The organism is Mycobacteroides sp. LB1 (genome assembly GCF_013449725.1).
Taxonomy (GTDB): domain Bacteria; phylum Actinomycetota; class Actinomycetes; order Mycobacteriales; family Mycobacteriaceae; genus Mycobacterium.
In genome coordinates this window covers 1746540-1762677 of record NZ_JACCFF010000001.1, presented here as the reverse complement: position 1 = coordinate 1762677, position 16138 = coordinate 1746540, and the positions used below count along the sequence as shown (strand labels likewise).

General features: G+C 63.1%; 17 protein-coding genes. 6 read left to right on the top strand and 11 right to left on the bottom strand.

Going from position 1 to position 16138, the window contains the following annotated elements; genetic code table 11:
- Positions 1-74: 74 nt before the first annotated feature.
- The 8 genes from MLB1_RS08585 to MLB1_RS08550 all read right to left on the bottom strand — a co-directional run bounded on the left by MLB1_RS08585 (position 75) and on the right by MLB1_RS08550 (position 7547).
- On the bottom strand, positions 75-230 hold the full coding sequence (locus tag MLB1_RS08585; protein WP_180749230.1) for a hypothetical protein: 156 nt from the start codon (positions 228-230) through the stop codon (positions 75-77).
- A 75-nt stretch (positions 231-305) separates the two neighbouring features.
- A complete protein-coding gene (locus MLB1_RS08580) occupies positions 306-914 on the bottom strand; it encodes an SRPBCC family protein (RefSeq protein WP_180749229.1) in 609 nt (202 codons plus the stop codon).
- An 81-nt stretch (positions 915-995) separates the two neighbouring features.
- Positions 996-1742 (bottom strand): succinate dehydrogenase/fumarate reductase iron-sulfur subunit, encoded by a 747-nt coding sequence (locus tag MLB1_RS08575; RefSeq protein ID WP_180749228.1) that lies wholly within the window; start codon positions 1740-1742, stop codon positions 996-998.
- Position 1743: 1 nt separating this feature from the next.
- Positions 1744-3660: a fumarate reductase/succinate dehydrogenase flavoprotein subunit gene (locus MLB1_RS08570; RefSeq protein ID WP_180749227.1), complete on the bottom strand. Its 1917-nt coding sequence runs from the start codon at positions 3658-3660 to the stop codon at positions 1744-1746.
- Between the two features lie 32 nt (positions 3661-3692).
- Positions 3693-4502 carry a hypothetical protein gene (locus MLB1_RS08565; RefSeq protein WP_180749226.1) on the bottom strand — a complete coding sequence of 270 codons (810 nt, stop codon included), beginning with the start codon at positions 4500-4502 and terminating at the stop codon, positions 3693-3695.
- Positions 4503-4554: 52 nt separating this feature from the next.
- Positions 4555-4827, bottom strand: a complete 273-nt coding sequence (locus MLB1_RS08560; RefSeq protein WP_180749225.1) for a hypothetical protein — start codon at positions 4825-4827, stop codon at positions 4555-4557.
- A gap of 204 nt (positions 4828-5031) precedes the next feature.
- Positions 5032-6087, bottom strand: coding sequence for an isocitrate/isopropylmalate family dehydrogenase (locus MLB1_RS08555; protein ID WP_180749224.1), 1056 nt, complete (start codon positions 6085-6087; stop codon positions 5032-5034).
- The gene (locus MLB1_RS08550; RefSeq protein ID WP_180749223.1) at positions 6084-7547 is read right to left on the bottom strand and encodes an NAD-dependent succinate-semialdehyde dehydrogenase; all 1464 of its coding nucleotides are present in this window, start codon (positions 7545-7547) and stop codon (positions 6084-6086) included. The genes MLB1_RS08555 and MLB1_RS08550 overlap by 4 nt, the downstream gene beginning before the upstream one ends.
- Positions 7548-7613: 66 nt before the next feature.
- On the opposite strand from MLB1_RS08550, the gene MLB1_RS08545 reads away from it, so the two are divergent.
- Together MLB1_RS08545 and MLB1_RS08540 are read left to right on the top strand one after the other, a co-directional pair.
- Complete coding sequence (locus tag MLB1_RS08545; RefSeq protein WP_180749222.1) at positions 7614-8858, top strand: aminotransferase class III-fold pyridoxal phosphate-dependent enzyme; 1245 nt, start codon at positions 7614-7616, stop codon at positions 8856-8858.
- Positions 8858-9355, top strand: coding sequence for a DUF3830 family protein (locus MLB1_RS08540; RefSeq protein WP_180749221.1), 498 nt, complete (start codon positions 8858-8860; stop codon positions 9353-9355). Before MLB1_RS08545 ends, MLB1_RS08540 begins: the two co-directional genes overlap by 1 nt.
- A 1-nt stretch (position 9356) precedes the next feature.
- Here MLB1_RS08540 and MLB1_RS08535 read toward each other — a convergent pair whose 3' ends face one another.
- On the bottom strand, positions 9357-10616 hold the full coding sequence (locus tag MLB1_RS08535) for an oxygenase MpaB family protein (protein ID WP_180749220.1): 1260 nt from the start codon (positions 10614-10616) through the stop codon (positions 9357-9359).
- A gap of 181 nt (positions 10617-10797) precedes the next feature.
- Between MLB1_RS08535 and MLB1_RS08530 the strand changes: the two genes are divergently transcribed.
- Positions 10798-11442, top strand: coding sequence for a TetR/AcrR family transcriptional regulator (locus MLB1_RS08530; protein WP_180749219.1), 645 nt, complete (start codon positions 10798-10800; stop codon positions 11440-11442).
- A 19-nt stretch (positions 11443-11461) separates the two neighbouring features.
- Here the strand turns inward: MLB1_RS08530 and MLB1_RS08525 are convergent, their stop codons facing one another.
- Complete coding sequence (locus tag MLB1_RS08525) at positions 11462-12853, bottom strand: amidase (protein WP_180749218.1); 1392 nt, start codon at positions 12851-12853, stop codon at positions 11462-11464.
- The gene (locus tag MLB1_RS08520) at positions 12846-13811 is read right to left on the bottom strand and encodes a D-2-hydroxyacid dehydrogenase (RefSeq protein ID WP_180749217.1); all 966 of its coding nucleotides are present in this window, start codon (positions 13809-13811) and stop codon (positions 12846-12848) included. Before MLB1_RS08520 ends, MLB1_RS08525 begins: the two co-directional genes overlap by 8 nt.
- A gap of 123 nt (positions 13812-13934) precedes the next feature.
- Between MLB1_RS08520 and MLB1_RS08515 the strand changes: the two genes are divergently transcribed.
- Genes MLB1_RS08515 through MLB1_RS08505 form a run of 3 tightly spaced genes read left to right on the top strand, consistent with a single transcriptional unit; the run spans position 13935 to position 16132 of the window.
- Positions 13935-14696: an Asp/Glu/hydantoin racemase gene (locus tag MLB1_RS08515; RefSeq protein WP_180749216.1), complete on the top strand. Its 762-nt coding sequence runs from the start codon at positions 13935-13937 to the stop codon at positions 14694-14696.
- Complete coding sequence (locus MLB1_RS08510; protein WP_180749215.1) at positions 14689-15411, top strand: maleate cis-trans isomerase; 723 nt, start codon at positions 14689-14691, stop codon at positions 15409-15411. Before MLB1_RS08515 ends, MLB1_RS08510 begins: the two co-directional genes overlap by 8 nt.
- Before the next feature lie 28 nt (positions 15412-15439).
- Entirely contained in the window at positions 15440-16132 is a 693-nt protein-coding gene (locus MLB1_RS08505) for a GntR family transcriptional regulator (RefSeq protein ID WP_180749214.1), read from the top strand.
- Positions 16133-16138: the final 6 nt, after the last annotated feature.

Sequence of the window (16138 nt, the reverse complement as noted above, 5' to 3'; positions counted from 1 at the left end):
ATATTACATTTCATCTATATAGATGCAACCGCATACAAAGGGCCTGCGCCGATACATCCCAGGGGCGCTACGGCCTAGGGACGCTTGGCGAGTTCTTCTTGGTATCCGCGGACGCGATCGCGTAGCTCGCGTGAATCATCGGCGCGACCTTCGCGATCGGCGAGATCGGCGCGCAACAAGAGCTCCTTGATGGCAGTGCGAATATCTGCGACGCTCACGGTGTCACCCATATTTCGATGCTGCTCGCATTACCCAGGGGTGAGCATTGGTCGCAGGCCACAAAGTCCCGGGCGACTACTTGGAGCTCAGCGTCCGCCCATGATGGAACTGAGCTTGCCGATCTGCCACTTGGCCACCGGACGAACGAAGGGTGCAGCCCAGCGCAGCGGTAGCCAGCCCACCCACTTCGGGGTGCCGCCCACGTTCCAGGTGAGCCGAGTGCCGCCCTGTCCGTTGGCGGTCACTTCGAAGATCTCGGCGGCCGAATCCAGCACCAGCGGAACGGAAAACCCGGTGATGGTGACACCAAGGCGCTGGTTGGGTTCGTTGACGACGATCTGTTCGGCCAGCACGGCGAAGGTGTTGACGAAGGCCCGCTTGGTTCCGACCTCGCGGGATGCGGTGCCTGCGTAGTCGACACCCTTGGTGAGCGGGACCCAGCTCATGAATCGCTCGTCGAGGAGGGCCTTGAACACCTGGTCGGGCGGGTTGGGGAAGTCGCGTTGCACGGAAATCGCGAATGAGGCCCCTGAGGCGAGGTATTCGGGCAGCTGATCGGCGGACACGGTGGTGAGGTTGAACCGTGCCGCCGAGATACCGCCCGCGGCAAGGACCGCCAATAAGATCAAGCCCGCTATTGCTCCGGCGCCGGCCAGGCACACGGCCGCGATGACAATGACCTGCCAGTTTTCCATGGCACCAAACCTAGCGAACGAGTATGCGGTTACGTGCCGGGTTCGGGGTTGTGATCGGACACCAGATTTTCGCCATCCGCTCTATCGGCGGAACAACTTGTTGCCCAACCATACGATCGGGTCGTACTTACGATCGGCGATGCGTTCCTTCATCGGGATCAGCGCGTTATCGGTGATGTGTATGCCTTCCGGGCATACCTCGGTGCAGCATTTGGTGATATTGCAGTAGCCGAGGCCGAGTTCTTCCTGCGCCGCTTCGCGACGGTCGGCGACGTCGAGGGGGTGCATTTCCAGCTCGGCCACGCGCATCAAATAGCGCGGTCCGGCGAAGGCCTTCTTGTTCTCCTCATGGTCACGCACCACGTGACAGGTGTTCTGGCACAGGAAGCATTCGATGCACTTGCGGAACTCCTGCGACCGCTCCACATCCTCCTGCTGCATCCGGTACTCGCCAGGCTGCAGATCTTTGGGCGGAGTGAATGATTGGATTTCCCTGGCCTTTTGATAGTTGAACGACACGTCGGTGACCAGGTCTCGGATCACGGGGAAAGCGCGCAACGGGGTGACCGTGACGGTATCGGACTCGTCGAATGTCGACATCCTGGTCATGCACAGCAGCCGGGGACGGCCGTTGATCTCCGCCGAGCAGGAGCCACACTTGCCTGCCTTGCAGTTCCAGCGCACCGCCAGGTCCGTGGTCTGAGTCGCTTGCAGGCGATGGATGATGTCGAGCACTACCTCGCCCTCGTTCACGGGGACGGTGTAGTCGACAAGCTCGCCGCCATCGTCGTCGCCCCGCCAGACCCGGAGATGCGCGTCGTAGCTCACGTCAGGATTTCCTCTCGGAGTGTTCTGCCAGTTCTTCGGGCGTGAAGTACTTCTCCAGTTCGGTGATCTCAAAAATGTCCAAAAGATCTGAACGCAAAGGAATTTGGGGCTCCGGGGTGACGAGTACATCGGGAACCGCCGGATCGCCGCCGGTGGTGCTACACACCAGTAGCGTCTTGCGCCAAGTGGCGTCCATGCTTGGGTGGTCGTCGCGGGTGTGCCCGCCGCGGCTCTCGGTGCGCAGCAATGCTGCCTTGGCCACGCATTCGCTGACCAGCAGCATGTTGCGCATGTCGATCGCCAAATGCCAGCCTGGGTTGAACTGCCGATGCCCCTCTACTGCAACGCGTTTGAAGCGTTCCTTGAGTTCGTTCAGCTTGACCAGGGCCTGCTCGACTTCCTCCTCCTTGCGGATGATGCCGACGAGGTCGTTCATCGACTGCTGCAAATCGGTGTGCAGGGTGTACGGGTTTTCGAAGGCGCCGCCGTCGGGGGGGCCGTTGAACGGGACCAGGGCGAGTTGGGCGGCCTTATCGATGTCGGTCTCGGACACCTGTGGGCGAGACGCGAGCGTCTTGACGTACTCGGCGGCACCGAGGCCGGCACGCCTGCCGAACACCAGCAGGTCGGAAAGGGAGTTGCCGCCCAACCGGTTTGAGCCGTGCATGCCACCGGAGCATTCACCGGCCGCGAAGAGGCCGGGCACAGTCGCGGCGCCGCTATCGGGATCGACCTCGATACCGCCCATCACGTAGTGGCAGGTCGGCCCGACTTCCATATCGTCTTTGGTGATGTCGACCTCGGCCAGTTCCTTGAACTGGTGGTACATCGAGGGCAGCCGCTTCTTGATCTCCTCGGTGGGGATACGCGAGGCGATGTCCAGGTAAACGCCGCCGTGCGGGGTGCCGCGGCCGGCCTTGACTTCGGAGTTGATGGCCCGGGCCACCTCGTCACGGGGCAGCAGGTCGGGGGTACGTCGTGCGGAGTCGTTGTCCTTGAGCCACTGGTCGGCTTCTTCCTCGGTTTCGGCGTACTGGCCCTTGAACACCGCGGGGATGTAGTCGAACATGAACCGCTTGCCTTCGGAGTTCTTGAGCACGCCACCGTCACCGCGTACACCCTCGGTGACCAGGATGCCTTTGACCGAGGGCGGCCAGACCATGCCGGTCGGGTGAAACTGGATGAACTCCATGTTGATCAGCGTCCCGCCGGCGCGCAGCGCCAGGGCATGCCCGTCGCCGGTGTACTCCCAGGAGTTCGAGGACACCTTGAATGACTTGCCGATACCGCCCGTTGCCAAAACCACTGCGGGAGCCTCGAACAGGATGAAGCGCCCGCTTTCGCGCCAGTATCCGAACGCGCCGGCGATCCGGTCGCCGTCCTTGAGCAGGTCGGTGATGGTGCATTCGTGGAAGATCTTGATGCGGGCCTCATAGTCGCCGGTTTCGGCGAAATCCTCCTGCTGCAGAGAAACGATCTTCTGTTGCATGGTGCGGATGATCTCCAGGCCGGTGCGGTCACCGACGTGTGCCAGCCGCGGGTAGGTGTGGCCGCCGAAGTTGCGCTGGCTGATCCGGCCGTCCTTGGTCCGGTCAAACAGTGCGCCATAGGTTTCCAGCTCCCAGACCCGGTCCGGCGCCTCCTTGGCGTGCAGCTCTGCCATCCGCCAGTTGTTCAGGAACTTGCCGCCGCGCATGGTGTCGCCGAAGTGCACCTCCCAGCTGTCCTTGGCGTTGGCGTTACCCATTGATGCCGCGCAGCCGCCCTCGGCCATCACGGTGTGCGCCTTGCCGAACAGCGACTTGCAGACCACAGCGACCTTGAAGCCCTGCTCACGTGCCTCGATGACGGCGCGCAGTCCGGCGCCACCGGCACCGATCACGACTACGTCGTATTGGTGCCGTTCGAGTTCAGCCATGGATTAACCCCACTACGTTGTGAATTTGATTGCTAACCAACAAATCTAAGGTCGGAGATGGTTCCGCTGGCCACCAACATGATGTAAAAGTCGGTGAGGATCAGCGTGCTCAGGGTGATCCAGGCGAACAACATGTGCCGGGTGTTGAGCTTGCTGACCTGTGTCCAGATCCAGTACCGGACAGGGTGTTTGGAGAAGTGCTTGAGTCGTCCGCCGGTGACGTGCCTGCAGGAGTGGCACGAGATCGTGTACACCCACAATAGGACGACGTTGGTCACCAAGATCACGTTGCCCAAGCCGAACCCGAAACCGCCGGTCTTCTCGGAGTGGAACGCGACGACGGCGTCGTAGGTGTTGACGATCGAGATGAGTGCCGCGGCGTAGAAGAAGTACCGGTGAATGTTCTGCATGATCAGCGGCAGCTTGGTCTCACCGGAGTACTTGGCGTGCGGCTCGGCCACGGCGCAGGCCGTCGGCGACTGCCAGACCGACCTGTAGTAGGCCTTGCGGTAGTAGTAGCAGGTCAGCCGGAATGCCAGCAAGAACGGCAGCGAGATGAAGGCCATCGGGATGAACCACGGCAGCTCACCTACCCAGTGGCCGAAGTGACTCGACCCCGGTAAGCAGGCGGTACTGACGCAGGGCGAATAGAACGGCGTCAGGTAGTGGTACTGCGGCACCCAGTACGCGCTACCCCAGAACGCCCGCACGGTGGCGTAGACGACGAAGGTCGCCAGGCCGAGGTTGGTGAGTAATGGTGCGAGCCACCATTTGTCGGTGCGCAGCGTGCGCTGCTGAATTTTGGCACGCGAAGGCGAGAAGACCCCGGTGGCTTGGCTCATCTGATTCCTTGCTCTTCGCGCAAGCTGGGGGTACCTCCCGCTAGCGGGGGCCTCATCGATAGCCCCCCACGCCTTCGTCGTCGATATCGCCCCAGAATTCGCGGTCGTATTCGGTATCGGGGATCTGAATCTTCTCGTTGCTGCCATGGCGGTGCTCATGCGGCGCGAGGTCCAGGTCCGCGGCGTCGATGTCCAGCCGCTCTACGTCGTTGACGATCCGGCGTACGGCCGGGAGGTCGCCGTAACGAGATTGCAGGGAATGGACACACCGGCGCAGGCTGCCAAGTGCTTGGTTGAGCTCGGTGAGCTCCGTCTTTGTCGACATCGGACTCCTTGGGCTGAAGGTGTCGTGGATCACAGGCTACGACACCCATCTTGCCAGCAGAGCCGAACGGGAAGTGACACAAGTCACTGATGTCTTGGTTAAATCACGATCACCGCGCGGATTCGGCGATTGCCACCGCATGCCGAGTGTGGGTGCTATGTACGAAAATCGCGCCGAATACGTGCATACCCCCCACGCTCGACGCTAAGGCAGTGCGCGTTCGGCGATTGCAGTGCCGAGCTGTTCGGTGGTGGCGGTTCCTCCGAGGTCGGGGGTGCGGACGCGCCCTTCCGACAACACCTGGTCGACTGCATGGCGGATCTTGTTCGCCGTCTCGGACTCGTGCAGATGATCCAGGAGCATGGCGCCGGCGAGTATCTGCGCGACGGGATTGGCGATGCCCTGTCCGGCGATATCCGGTGCGGAGCCGTGCACCGATTCGAACATCGAGATGGCCGTGCGCTCGGGGTTGATGTTTCCGGATGCTGCAAGCCCGAGTCCTCCAGTGACGGCAGCCGCCAGATCCGAGAGGATGTCGCCAAAAAGATTGGAGGCGACGATGACATCGAGGCTGCCCGGGTCGCTCACCATCCGCGCGGCCAGGGCGTCGACATGTATCGATGTGGACGGTATCTGCGGGTACTCGGCTGCTATCTGGTTGAAGATGCTGTCCCAGTACGGCATTGAATGAATGATGCCGTTCGACTTGGTCGCCGAGCAGACCCGGACACCCGCCGAGGCGGCCAGCTCGAACGCGTACCGGATGATTCGCTCGCATCCGATGCGGGTGAAAATTGATTCCTGTACCGCGAATTCGTTGTGGCTGCCGCGGTTTTGCACGCCGCCGATCGTCGAGTACTCGCCCTCGGTATTCTCGCGCACGATCACCATGGAGAGTGCGTCGGCGGGGACTCCGGCCAAGGGTGAGGCGATACCCGGCAGCAGACGCACCGGTCGCAGGTTCACGTACTGGTTGAAGGCGCGCCGCAGCGGGATCAGCAGGCCCCACAACGACACATCGTCGGGGACTCCTGGATAGCCCACGGCGCCCAGCAGAATCGCGTCGAACGTGGCCAAAATCGCGGGTGCGTCGGCGGGCATCATTGCGCCGGTCTTGGCGTATCTCTCGCAGGAGTAATCGAATTCGGTCCAGTCGATGCGGGCGCCGGTGGCGGCGTCCATCACCTTGACGGCCTCCCGGGTCACGTCGACGCCGATACCGTCGCCGGGGATGCTTGCAACTCTTATCCGGCCGCTCATATGGCTGCTCCTATGTACTTGGTCTCGAGAAACTCCTCGATGCCGGCGAAACCGCCTTCGCGCCCGATCCCGGACTGCTTGACACCCCCGAACGGGGCGGCAGGGGTGGACACCACCCCTCTGTTCAGGCCCACCATGCCGGTCTCCAGTGCCTCGGCCACTCGCCATCCGCGGCGGGTGTCGTTGGTGTACAGGTATGCCACCAAACCGAATTCGGAGTCATTAGCACGGGCGATCACTTCCTCCTCGGTGTCGAAGGTCGCAATGGCCGCGACCGGCGCGAAGATCTCGGTGCGCATCATGTCGCTGTCATCGGGCACATCGGTCAGCACCGACGGAGGATAGAAGTAGCCGATGCGGTCGGGGATATCTCCGCCCAATCGCACAGTGGCGCCGCGGTTCCGGGCATCGGAGACCAGCCGGTCTGCCTTGGCGACGGCATCCAGGTCGATGAGCGGACCCACGTCCACCCCGGATTCGGTGCCGCGTCCCATGTGCAGCGCGGCCATCTTCGCGATGAGTGCCTCGGTGAAGGATTCCGCGATATCGCGCTGCACGTAGATCCTGTTGGCGGCGGTGCAGGCCTGTCCGATGTTGCGCATCTTCGCCGTGAAAGCGCCGCCCGCGGCTTCTTCGGGGTCGGCGTCCGCGAAGACGATGAAAGGCGCGTTGCCGCCGAGTTCCATCGAGGTGCGCCTGACGGTGGGCGCGCACTGCGCCAGCAGGTAGCGACCCACTTCGGTGGATCCCGTGAAGGAGAGCTTGCGTACCCGAGGGTCGGCGAGTAGCGGTGCCATGGTGGCTCCGGGATCATCGGTGGTGATCACCGATACGACTCCGTCGGGGACTCCGGCCTCGCACAGGATGCCCAGCAGCGCGAGGATCGACAGCGGGGTCTGCTCGGCCGGTTTGAGCAGGCAGGTGCAGCCCGCGGCAAGGGCAGGGCCGATCTTGCGGGTCCCCATGGCCAATGGGAAGTTCCACGGGGTGATCAGCAGACACGGTCCCACCGGGCGGTGTGTCACGATCAGCCGCGACCCACCGTCGGGCGCCAGCATCAGGCCCCCGTCCAAACGCACCGCTTCAGCGGCGAACCAGCGGAAGAACTCTGCCGCATAAGCGACTTCGCCACGCGATTCGGCCAGGGGCTTGCCCATCTCCAACGTCATGAGCAGGGCCAGGTCCTCGGTGCGCTCGATCATCAGCGCATACGCGCGCATCAGCACGTCGGAACGCTGCTGCGGTGTCGTTGCGGACCAGGATCGTTGGGCGGCAACGGCATTGTCCAAAGCGGTGAGAGCGACGCCGCCGTCCTGATTGGCGACATCGGCAAGCACTTCCTCGGTGGAGGGGTCGAGCACCGGGAAGGTGGGGCCGCGGCGGGCCTGCTGAGCGACCGCGTTGGCGACCACCGATGTCTCGGTGGTGGACAGGGGGGTAGACACTGTGCCGGGATGCATGCCACCATGCTAGGTAGATTGTCTACAATCGACAATAGTTCCGGACGTATGGAGTTGAGGGGTGTCATGACCGCGTTATCGCCCGTGCTCAAGCAGGCCACCGCGGTGGTGGCGGCGCGAGGCCAGGGTTGCTATCTGTACGACGAAAGTAACCGTGAATACCTGGATTTCACCGCAGGCATCGGGGTGGTGAGCACCGGCCACTGTCACCCGCGCGTGGTGGAGGCCGCGCAGCGCCAGGTGGCCACGCTGATCCACGGGCAATACACCACCGTGATGCACCGCCCGCTGCAGAATCTGGTACGTCGCCTTGGTGACGTGCTGCCCCCGGAACTGGATTCGCTGTTCTTCGCCAACTCCGGCAGTGAGGCCATTGAGGCCTCCGTGCGGTTGGCGCGGCAGGCCACCGGTCGCCCGAATATCGTTGTCTTCCAGGGTGGATTTCATGGACGGACACTGGCCGCCGCCACCATGACAACCTCAGGACCGCGATTCTCCTCGGGAATCGGCCCCCTGATGGCCGGCGTCTACACCGCGCCATTCCCGACGGCGTATCGGTACGGCTGGAGCGAGGCCGAGGCCACCCGATTCGCGTTGCAAGAGCTCGACTACCTGTTCGCGACTGCGACGGCACCTAACCAGGTGGCGGCCATGGTCGTCGAGCCGGTGCTGGGGGAGGGCGGATACATCCCGGCCAATACCGAGTTCCTGACCGGCATAGCAGCGCGGGCTCGGGAGCATGGCATCCTGCTGGTGCTCGACGAGGTGCAGACCGGATTTGGGCGCACCGGAGAATATTTCGGGTATCGGCACTTCGGTGTCATCCCGGATATTCTCGTGATGGCCAAGGGGATTGCGAGCGGATTCCCGATTTCGGGTATTGCGGCCTCGGCCGAGTTGATGGGGCGCGCCTGGCCCGGATCGCAGGGTGGCACCTACGGGGCCAATGCCGTCGCATGCGCGGCGGCGCTGGCCACCCTCGATGTGATCGACGAGGAAGGGCTCGTCGAGAACTCCCGGGCCCGAGGGCAGGAGTTGCTCGACGGTGCGCGAAAGATCGCCGCTGAAAATGGAATTGACGGTGATGTGCGCGGACTCGGTCTCATGGTCGGCGTGGAGTTCAGCAAGGACGCGCAGCCGGCGTCTCAACTCGCTGCGCGCGCGCAGGCCGCCGCCGCCGAGCGGGGTCTGCTCTTGCTCATGTGCGGTCCGCATATGAATGTGGTGCGCATGATCCCACCGTTGGTGGTGACGGCCGATCAGATATCCGATGCCCTCGGCATTTGGACTTCCGTGCTGGCGGGGCTGTGATGGATCGCTACATCTCCATCACGCTGACCCAACGAGGCATCACCTGTCGCGCTCGGCTGCTGGATGCCGAGGCACCGAGAACCTGTGAGACGGTGTGGAATTCGCTACCGTTGACGGGTCAGGCATATCACGCCAAATACGCGCGCAACGAGGTGTACACCCTGCTGCCCCCGCTACTGCCCGCACCCGGCCGTGAGAACCCCACGGTTACCCCGATCCCCGGGGACGTGTGCTTCTTCGGTTTCGAGCCGTGGGAGATCGGGAATCCGGCATACGGTTACGAGCCGGGGTCGGAAGCGCATTCGGCGCAAGGTGCCACCGATCTGGCGATCTTCTACGGTCGGAACAATCTGTTGATCAACGGCGATGCCGGTTGGGTGCCGGGCAATGTGTTCGCGACCATCGAAGAGGGACTGGCCGATATCGCCGCGGCGTGCCAGGACCTGTGGCTTACCGGGGTCCAAGGAGAGCAGCTGGCCTTCGCGCGCGTGATGTGATCTAGTTCGCCACCGCCAGATGCGGGGCATTGGCGGCGACCGCGATATCCCTGGGTTTGGATTCGTCGCGCGTGAATGCGAGATTCGACTGTGTTCGTTCAGCCATCGCCTTGAGTGCCTTACGACGTTGAGCTGCCCCCTTGATCGAGCGACGGCGGGTAGCGCCCGGGGTGATGATGCGTAGGGCATCGGAGAGCAGATTGACGCCCACTATGACAGGCAACACCGCAACGAGGGGGCTTAGTGGCGGTAATCCAAAGGCCTTGCGGTAGAACGGCCCAAACACCATGGTCGCGATATCGGCGTGAATCTGGCGGAAAGCCCATCGTATTGCCGGGGCCAGCGGGCCTGTTGTTGGCAGCCCGTACAGAACGGGTACCGCATCGAGAGCAGCCTTGGTCAATCGTGGCGATGATGCGTCCGGGTCGAACTCAGACCAGATCGCGAGCCAGATGAGGCGCAGCAGCTCGTCGAACGAGGTGATTTGTAGCGCCGGGTGCACGCCCATGACATGGGCCATGTAACGCAGCAAGTGCAGTACCGCATCGTTCTCGCGTGGGGTATGTAGATGGCCAAACAAGAGTGTCAGCAGCGACGACAGCATGATCGGAATCAGCGTCACCGTGTAGTGCGACTGATTGACGGGATGGCCCCACTCTTCGTAGTTCCAATCGTCGAGACTGTTCATTCCAGATCGGATGAAACCGTGAATCAGCCGGACGCGCGCCGTGATCTTGAATCCTTCGCCGAATCGGTCCATGCCGCCCGGCAGTGCGCACTCGCAGAACCACACGTTGGTTTCCGCGAGCCGTGACGGTGCCTTGAGATCGAGGTCCCCTGCCCGTACGAGTACTTGATTCACTCTGGAGGATACGTAGCTGACAGGGAAGGCGATAGAGGTAAGCAGCATCACCTGGGTGCGCATCGGAATCCTCGATACCGTCCGCTGTGCCAGCAAAAGCTTGTCGAAATCGACCCAGAACGGCACGTTCTCAAGCTCTTCGATGAATGCCACGAGCTCCGGAATCGGACTTTCGACAGCCTCGATACCTGATTCCAGGGCCGTCTCGAATTGAGCACGCCCTTCACCCTTGGGCAACTTTTTGATCGCTGCGATCAGCTCGTCGACTATGGGGTCGCTCACTGTCTGGTACTTCCGGAACGCGGCCGCCTGCGCCTTCGTCGGCCTTACCGAGTCGGATCCGAAGATCGCCAGGGCAAGGCGTGCCGGGCTTTTCTTGATGAATGCGGGAGTCTCCATGCGGTCAGAAGATTGCTTTTGCGCCCAGATAACCATTTTTACCTGCACTTTCGTTGTCGTCGGCAAGCGGCCGCAGGGCCAGTTAGGCCCTGCATGAAGAAACATACCGCACAGGCGGGCGGTATATGAAGGCGGAAGTCGAAACATCGACTAGGTCGCGATGACCGGTAGATTTCCTCCGATGCGTGGAGTAACAGACTCGGAAGGTGTCGATTCCACGAGTGCGGGTCGGCGGACTCAGGCGCAGCGTCGCGCTGAGACACGCGCGAAGCTCATCGACGCGGCGATCGCTTCGGTGCTCGAAGTCGGGTATAGCAAGACCACGGTTCGCCGAATCAGCGACCTCGCCGGTGTGTCATCGGGAGGTAGTCGTCACTTTTTCCCCCGGAAGATCGACCTCGTCGTTGAGGCGCTCGAATACTCGATCAGGCAACGCACCGCGGCCGTGCGTGAAAGCCTCGATGTCCTCCCGATAACCGAACCGGAGCGCGCCGAAGCAGTGCTCGACCTCGTGTGGAAGGACTACACGGATCCGCTGTTCGAGTTTGGACTCAAACTCTGGGTGACTGCGGCGGATGATCCGGAGCTTCGTAAACGCCTCTTGCCCGCAACCGAGTTAATCGTCTCGTCCTTTGGCGAGATATTCGTCAAAGCTCTCGGTGAGCAGACGGTCGCGGTCGAAAACATAGCGCTGCGAACATCGCTGGCACTCAATGCGATTAGGGGGATCGTCTTCGCGAGAGCTTTTGAACCCCGGCAGCTTCACATGACCGGCAACGATTGGCCTGCCATACGAGCAGAACTTGTTCAATTACTGCTGCGCTGACGCCAATCGCAGTTCGCGGCTAGCCCGCGAGCACCCGTTCCGCGAAGTGGCCGACCGCCAGCACCAGGTCGTCACTGTGTCGCGGGCCCACGATCTGCATGCCGACCGGCAGCCCCGCGGAGGTCCGGCCCACCGGAATGGAGAGCGCGGGCTGTTGAGTCATGTTGAACGGGTAGGTGAATGGTGTCCATTGGGCCCACCAGCGCATACCGGATTCCGGCGGTACATCGGCTCCCACCGGGAAGGCCGGGATCGGCACCGTCGGAGTGATGAGCACATTGTGCATCTCGTGGAAGTCGCCCATCGCAATACCTAATTGCACACACGTGTTGCGTGCCGCCAGGTAATCGGTGGCGGAGGTCCCTGCTCCTGCGCCCCACATGGCTGCCAGTCCCGGATCGATGCTCGCACCGGCCTCGCCGATGGATCCGTAGTTGTTCAGGCTGGCGGCCGCACCCGCGGCCCATAGGGTTTCGAATGCGTCGATCGGATCGGTAAAGCCTGGGTCGGCGTGTGTGACAGGGAGCCCGGCCGCGTCGAGCGCGTTCACCGCGTCTTCAACCAACCTGGCGACCTCGGGATCGACGTCGACATAACCGAGGGTGGGGGAGTAGGCGATATCCAGCCCGGTGATATCGCGGTATACCTGCGAGCGGTAGGTGGTGAGCGTCGGTGACAGCGAGGTGGGGTCGCGGTGATCCGGCAGGCTGATGATGTCCATCAGCAATGCGGTGTCCTCGACCGTGCGGGTGATCGGACCGCCATGTGCCAGTGGACCAAAGGGGCTGATCGGGTACATCGGGACTCGGCCGTGCGTGGGTTTGAATCCGACCACGCCGCAGAAGCTGGCGGGGATCCGGATGCTGCCCCCGCCGTCGGTGCCGATGGACATCGGTGCCATACCTGCGGCCACGGCGGCCGCGCTGCCTCCGGAGGACCCGCCGGCGGTACGGCGCGGATCGACGGGGTTGTGGGTGGTCCCGCGCTGGTGGCTGTCGGTGACTCCCTTCCACGCAAACTCGGGTGTGGTGGTCTTACCGACCATGACCATGCCGTCGGCCCGGATGCGGTGTACGGCAGGGCTGTCCACCTCCCACGGGCCGGCGGGATCCACCAGATCGGAGCCTCGCAGGGTGGGCCAGTTCTGGGTGAGGAAGACGTCCTTGATGGAGATCGGCACACCGTCGAGTAGGCCGCGGGTGTAGTTGCCGCGCCAGCGTTCTTCGGATTCGGTGGCCGCCGCCAGGGCTGCCTCCTCGTCGACGAGGCAGTAAGCATTGATAGCGCTGTCTGTTTGGGCGATGCGAGACAGCACCGCAGCCGTCGCCTCGACGGGTGACAGTTCCCCCGAGGTGTAGGCGGTCACCAGTTCGAGGGCCGTCATCTCGGTGGGGTCGGTCGGTTCATGCATTGCGGTGCATCCTGTCCTTGTCGACGATGTTCAGGAGTTCCTCGCCGCGGAGGTACCGTTCGAAATTGGCGATGAACTGGTCCTGGAGACGATCGGACCAGCCGTGGACGTCACCGCTGTTATGTGGGGTGATGTGTGTATTCGGTGTGCGCCACAACGGATGCCCGACGGGCAGGGGTTCGGGGTCGGTGACATCCAGCGCGGCTCCGGCGATGGTGCCCTGGTTCAGCGCAGTCACCAGGTCCCAGGAGCCGACCAGCTCACCGCGGCCCACGTTGATCAGCCGAGCGGTAGGACGCATCGCCGTGAGCACCTGTGCGTTGACGATGTAGCGCGTCTGTGCCGTGAGTGGTGCCGCCAGCACCAGATACTCGATATCGCCCACATAGGAAGGTAGGTCAGCGGATTCGGCCCTGCCAATTACCGTGACCTGCATACCGGCGGCGGTCAGTAGTGCGGCGATTGCGCGCCCGATCGGCCCGGTGCCGAGCACCGCGACGGGGACCCCCTCGATGCCTTCTGATTCGAAATGCCGCCAGCTCAGGGCGGCCTGTGCCCGGGTGGAGCGGCGGATGTCCTTGGCGAAGGCCAGGATCTGTGCCAGTACGTACTCTGCGATGGGTCGTTCGAAGATGCCGCGGGAGTTGGTGAGCACCACATCACTCTCGACAAATTCGTCGAACAGCACGGGGTCCACACCCGTCGACGCGATATGCACCCAGCGCAACGAATCGGCAGCGGGCCAGGCCTCACGAAACGCCGAGGACCGAAAGTCGTAGACCAACAGAATCTCGGCTCCAGGCAACGCCGTCGTCAGTTGATCGGATTTCACCAGTCGTAGCTCCGCGGCCTTGGCCACCGGGGCGAGCCTGTCCGGAACGGAGTTGGAGGAGTGCTGCACAGTGACAACTGGTCTTCGCGCAAGCGGCTCATCCCCGACAACTGGACGCGCACTCACGTTGACACCGTATGGAGATATCGTATGATTGTCAACAATCTGAGTTGCGATGATCCGCTTGCGTGAAGGGCGTTGGACGCAGCCTCGGGGGACGAGCGATGCTGCGAGTGTTAGGTCCTGCCGGTGGATTTCACGTCACTTCCCGACTTCGCGGAGTCGGCCGACCAGCGTGGCATCGGGATCATTGCACCCTTTGATCTGGCGCTGGAGCGTGAGCTGTGGCGGTGGGTTCCCGCGGAGGTGTCTTTGCATCTCGCCCGCACCCCGTATGAGCCGGTGCCGGTGAGCCGGGCCATGGCGGAGCTGGTGTCCAATACCAGTCACCTGCAAGCGGCCACCCGCGATGTGTTGCATGTCGAGCCGGAAGTCGTTGCGTATCTGTGTACTTCGGGCAGCTTTATCCGGGGAGTTGAGCACGAACGGTCGTTGGTCGAGGCGATCATGGCGGCCGGCGCCAAGTCCGCCGTCACCACGTCGGGTGCGCTGGCCGAGGCGGTGACGGCACTGAATATCAGCCGGATCAGCGTCATCACCCCCTATGACGCCGAGCTGACCGAACTGCTCGTGAAGTTCCTGGGGGAGTTGGGCGTAACGGTGGTGCGGACAGATCACCTGGGCCTGGGCGGTGGGATCTGGAAGGTCAATTACCGGACCGTGGCCGAGCGGATCTTGGCCGCCGATACCGACGAGGCCGAGGCGATCTTCGTCAGCTGTACCAACCTGCGCACCTATGACGTGATCGAGCCTTTGGAGGGCCTGTTGGGCAAGCCGGTACTGACGGCCAACCAACTGACCATCTGGGCGTGCCTGGACCGGATGAGTCTTCCCATGATGGGACCCGGTAAGTGGCTTCGCGATGTATTCGGAGGAGGTTCGAGTGGCTAATGCACGTCCGACCGTGGGTTTCATCTATCCCGACCACGCCGCGGAATCGGATTACCCGTTGGTGGCGCGGCAGCTCGATATGAACTTCCCCGTCGTGCACATCTACGGCACCGACCTGCACGCCGTGCCCGAGCTGCTCGATCTGGGCAGCCCGGACAGGCTCGCCGAGGGGGCACGGCTGTTGCGGCCGCACGAGCCGAGCGCAGTGGTCTGGGCGTGTACCTCGGGCAGCTTTGTGTACGGGCCGCAGGGTGCGGCCGAGCAGGTGGCAGGGCTCTCGGAGTGCAGCGGAACCCCCGCATCGAGCACCTCCTTCGCATTCGTCAATGCTCTTGCCGCCTTGGGTATTTCACGTGTGGCTGTAGCCGCCAGCTATCCACGGGACATCGCCGAGCTGTTCGTGGCCTTCCTGGCGGCGCATGACATCGAAGTGGCGGCGATGGGTGAGGCGGGTATCGACACCGCTGCCGAGGTGGGCCGGCTCGCCGCAGATCAGGTCGACGAGCTGGCGGACGCCAATGACCACCCTGATGCCCAGGCACTGCTGATCCCGGACACGGCCATGCACACCATCGCGCATGTCGAGCGGCTCGAAGCACGCCTGAGTAAGACGGTCTTGACCGCCAACCAGGTGACGGTGTGGGAAGGTTTGCGATTAATCGACGAGGTGCCCGATATTCCGGGTTTGGGGCGGCTTTTCAGGAGAGAACGATGATGGTCTTCGCGCGAGTGGCTCATCCACGATGACGACGCTGGTACCTGAGGAATTCGCCCCGCTGGAACGGCAATCGACGGCCGAGCTGATTGCCGAGCGGCTGCGGATCGCCATTATGCGGGGTGTGCTCGCGCCGGGCGCGCAGCTGGGCGAGGCCTCGTTGGCGGCGCAATTCGCGGTATCCCGAGGACCGCTGCGCGAGGCCATGCAGCGGCTGGTTTCGGAGGGTCTTTTGCGCAGCGAGCGCAATCGCGGCATCTTCGTCATCGAGCTGACCGATGAAGACGTCCAGGACGTCTACCGGGCGCGGGCCGCCATCGAGCGGGCGGCCTTGGAACGCATCATGTCCGGGGATACCGTCACCACCTATCGTCGGCTGGTCGTGCCGGTGGCAATGATGACCGAGGCTGCCACTCGGGGCGATGTCGTCGCCGTCACCGATGCCGATCAAGAGTTTCATCAGGTGCTGGTCGATTGTTCGGGAAGCCCGCGGCTGCGCCGCGCCATGCGCACTCTGCTGGTGGAGACGCGCATGCTGCTGGGCGAGCTGCAGGGCACGTACGCCGACCTCGGTGAGCAGGTCCGCGAGCATGAAGTCCTCTGCGCGGCGATCGGCGCCGGTGACGCGCCCGCGGCGTATCGATTGATCGAGGAGCATATGCGCGATGCGGTGGCGCGTCTGATGGCGCATCGTGGTTCGGCGGGCGGACCGGTGGAGTAAATCCAG

What these genes read in the sequence shown, in the direction of transcription:
- MLB1_RS08585 (WP_180749230.1), bottom strand. Translation starts at nt 230, where the DNA reads ATGGGTGACACCGTGAGCGTCGCAGATATTCGCACTGCCATCAAGGAG.
- MLB1_RS08580 (WP_180749229.1), bottom strand. Translation starts at nt 914, where the DNA reads ATGGAAAACTGGCAGGTCATTGTCATCGCGGCCGTGTGCCTGGCCGGC.
- MLB1_RS08570 (WP_180749227.1), bottom strand. Translation starts at nt 3,660, where the DNA reads ATGGCTGAACTCGAACGGCACCAATACGACGTAGTCGTGATCGGTGCC.
- MLB1_RS08565 (WP_180749226.1), bottom strand. Translation starts at nt 4,502, where the DNA reads ATGAGCCAAGCCACCGGGGTCTTCTCGCCTTCGCGTGCCAAAATTCAG.
- MLB1_RS08560 (WP_180749225.1), bottom strand. Translation starts at nt 4,827, where the DNA reads ATGTCGACAAAGACGGAGCTCACCGAGCTCAACCAAGCACTTGGCAGC.
- MLB1_RS08555 (WP_180749224.1), bottom strand. Translation starts at nt 6,087, where the DNA reads ATGAGCGGCCGGATAAGAGTTGCAAGCATCCCCGGCGACGGTATCGGC.
- MLB1_RS08550 (WP_180749223.1), bottom strand. Translation starts at nt 7,547, where the DNA reads ATGCATCCCGGCACAGTGTCTACCCCCCTGTCCACCACCGAGACATCG.
- MLB1_RS08545 (WP_180749222.1), top strand. Translation starts at nt 7,614, where the DNA reads ATGACCGCGTTATCGCCCGTGCTCAAGCAGGCCACCGCGGTGGTGGCG.
- MLB1_RS08540 (WP_180749221.1), top strand. Translation starts at nt 8,858, where the DNA reads ATGGATCGCTACATCTCCATCACGCTGACCCAACGAGGCATCACCTGT.
- MLB1_RS08535 (WP_180749220.1), bottom strand. Translation starts at nt 10,616, where the DNA reads ATGGAGACTCCCGCATTCATCAAGAAAAGCCCGGCACGCCTTGCCCTG.
- MLB1_RS08530 (WP_180749219.1), top strand. Translation starts at nt 10,798, where the DNA reads ATGCGTGGAGTAACAGACTCGGAAGGTGTCGATTCCACGAGTGCGGGT.
- MLB1_RS08525 (WP_180749218.1), bottom strand. Translation starts at nt 12,853, where the DNA reads ATGCATGAACCGACCGACCCCACCGAGATGACGGCCCTCGAACTGGTG.
- MLB1_RS08505 (WP_180749214.1), top strand. Translation starts at nt 15,440, where the DNA reads ATGACGACGCTGGTACCTGAGGAATTCGCCCCGCTGGAACGGCAATCG.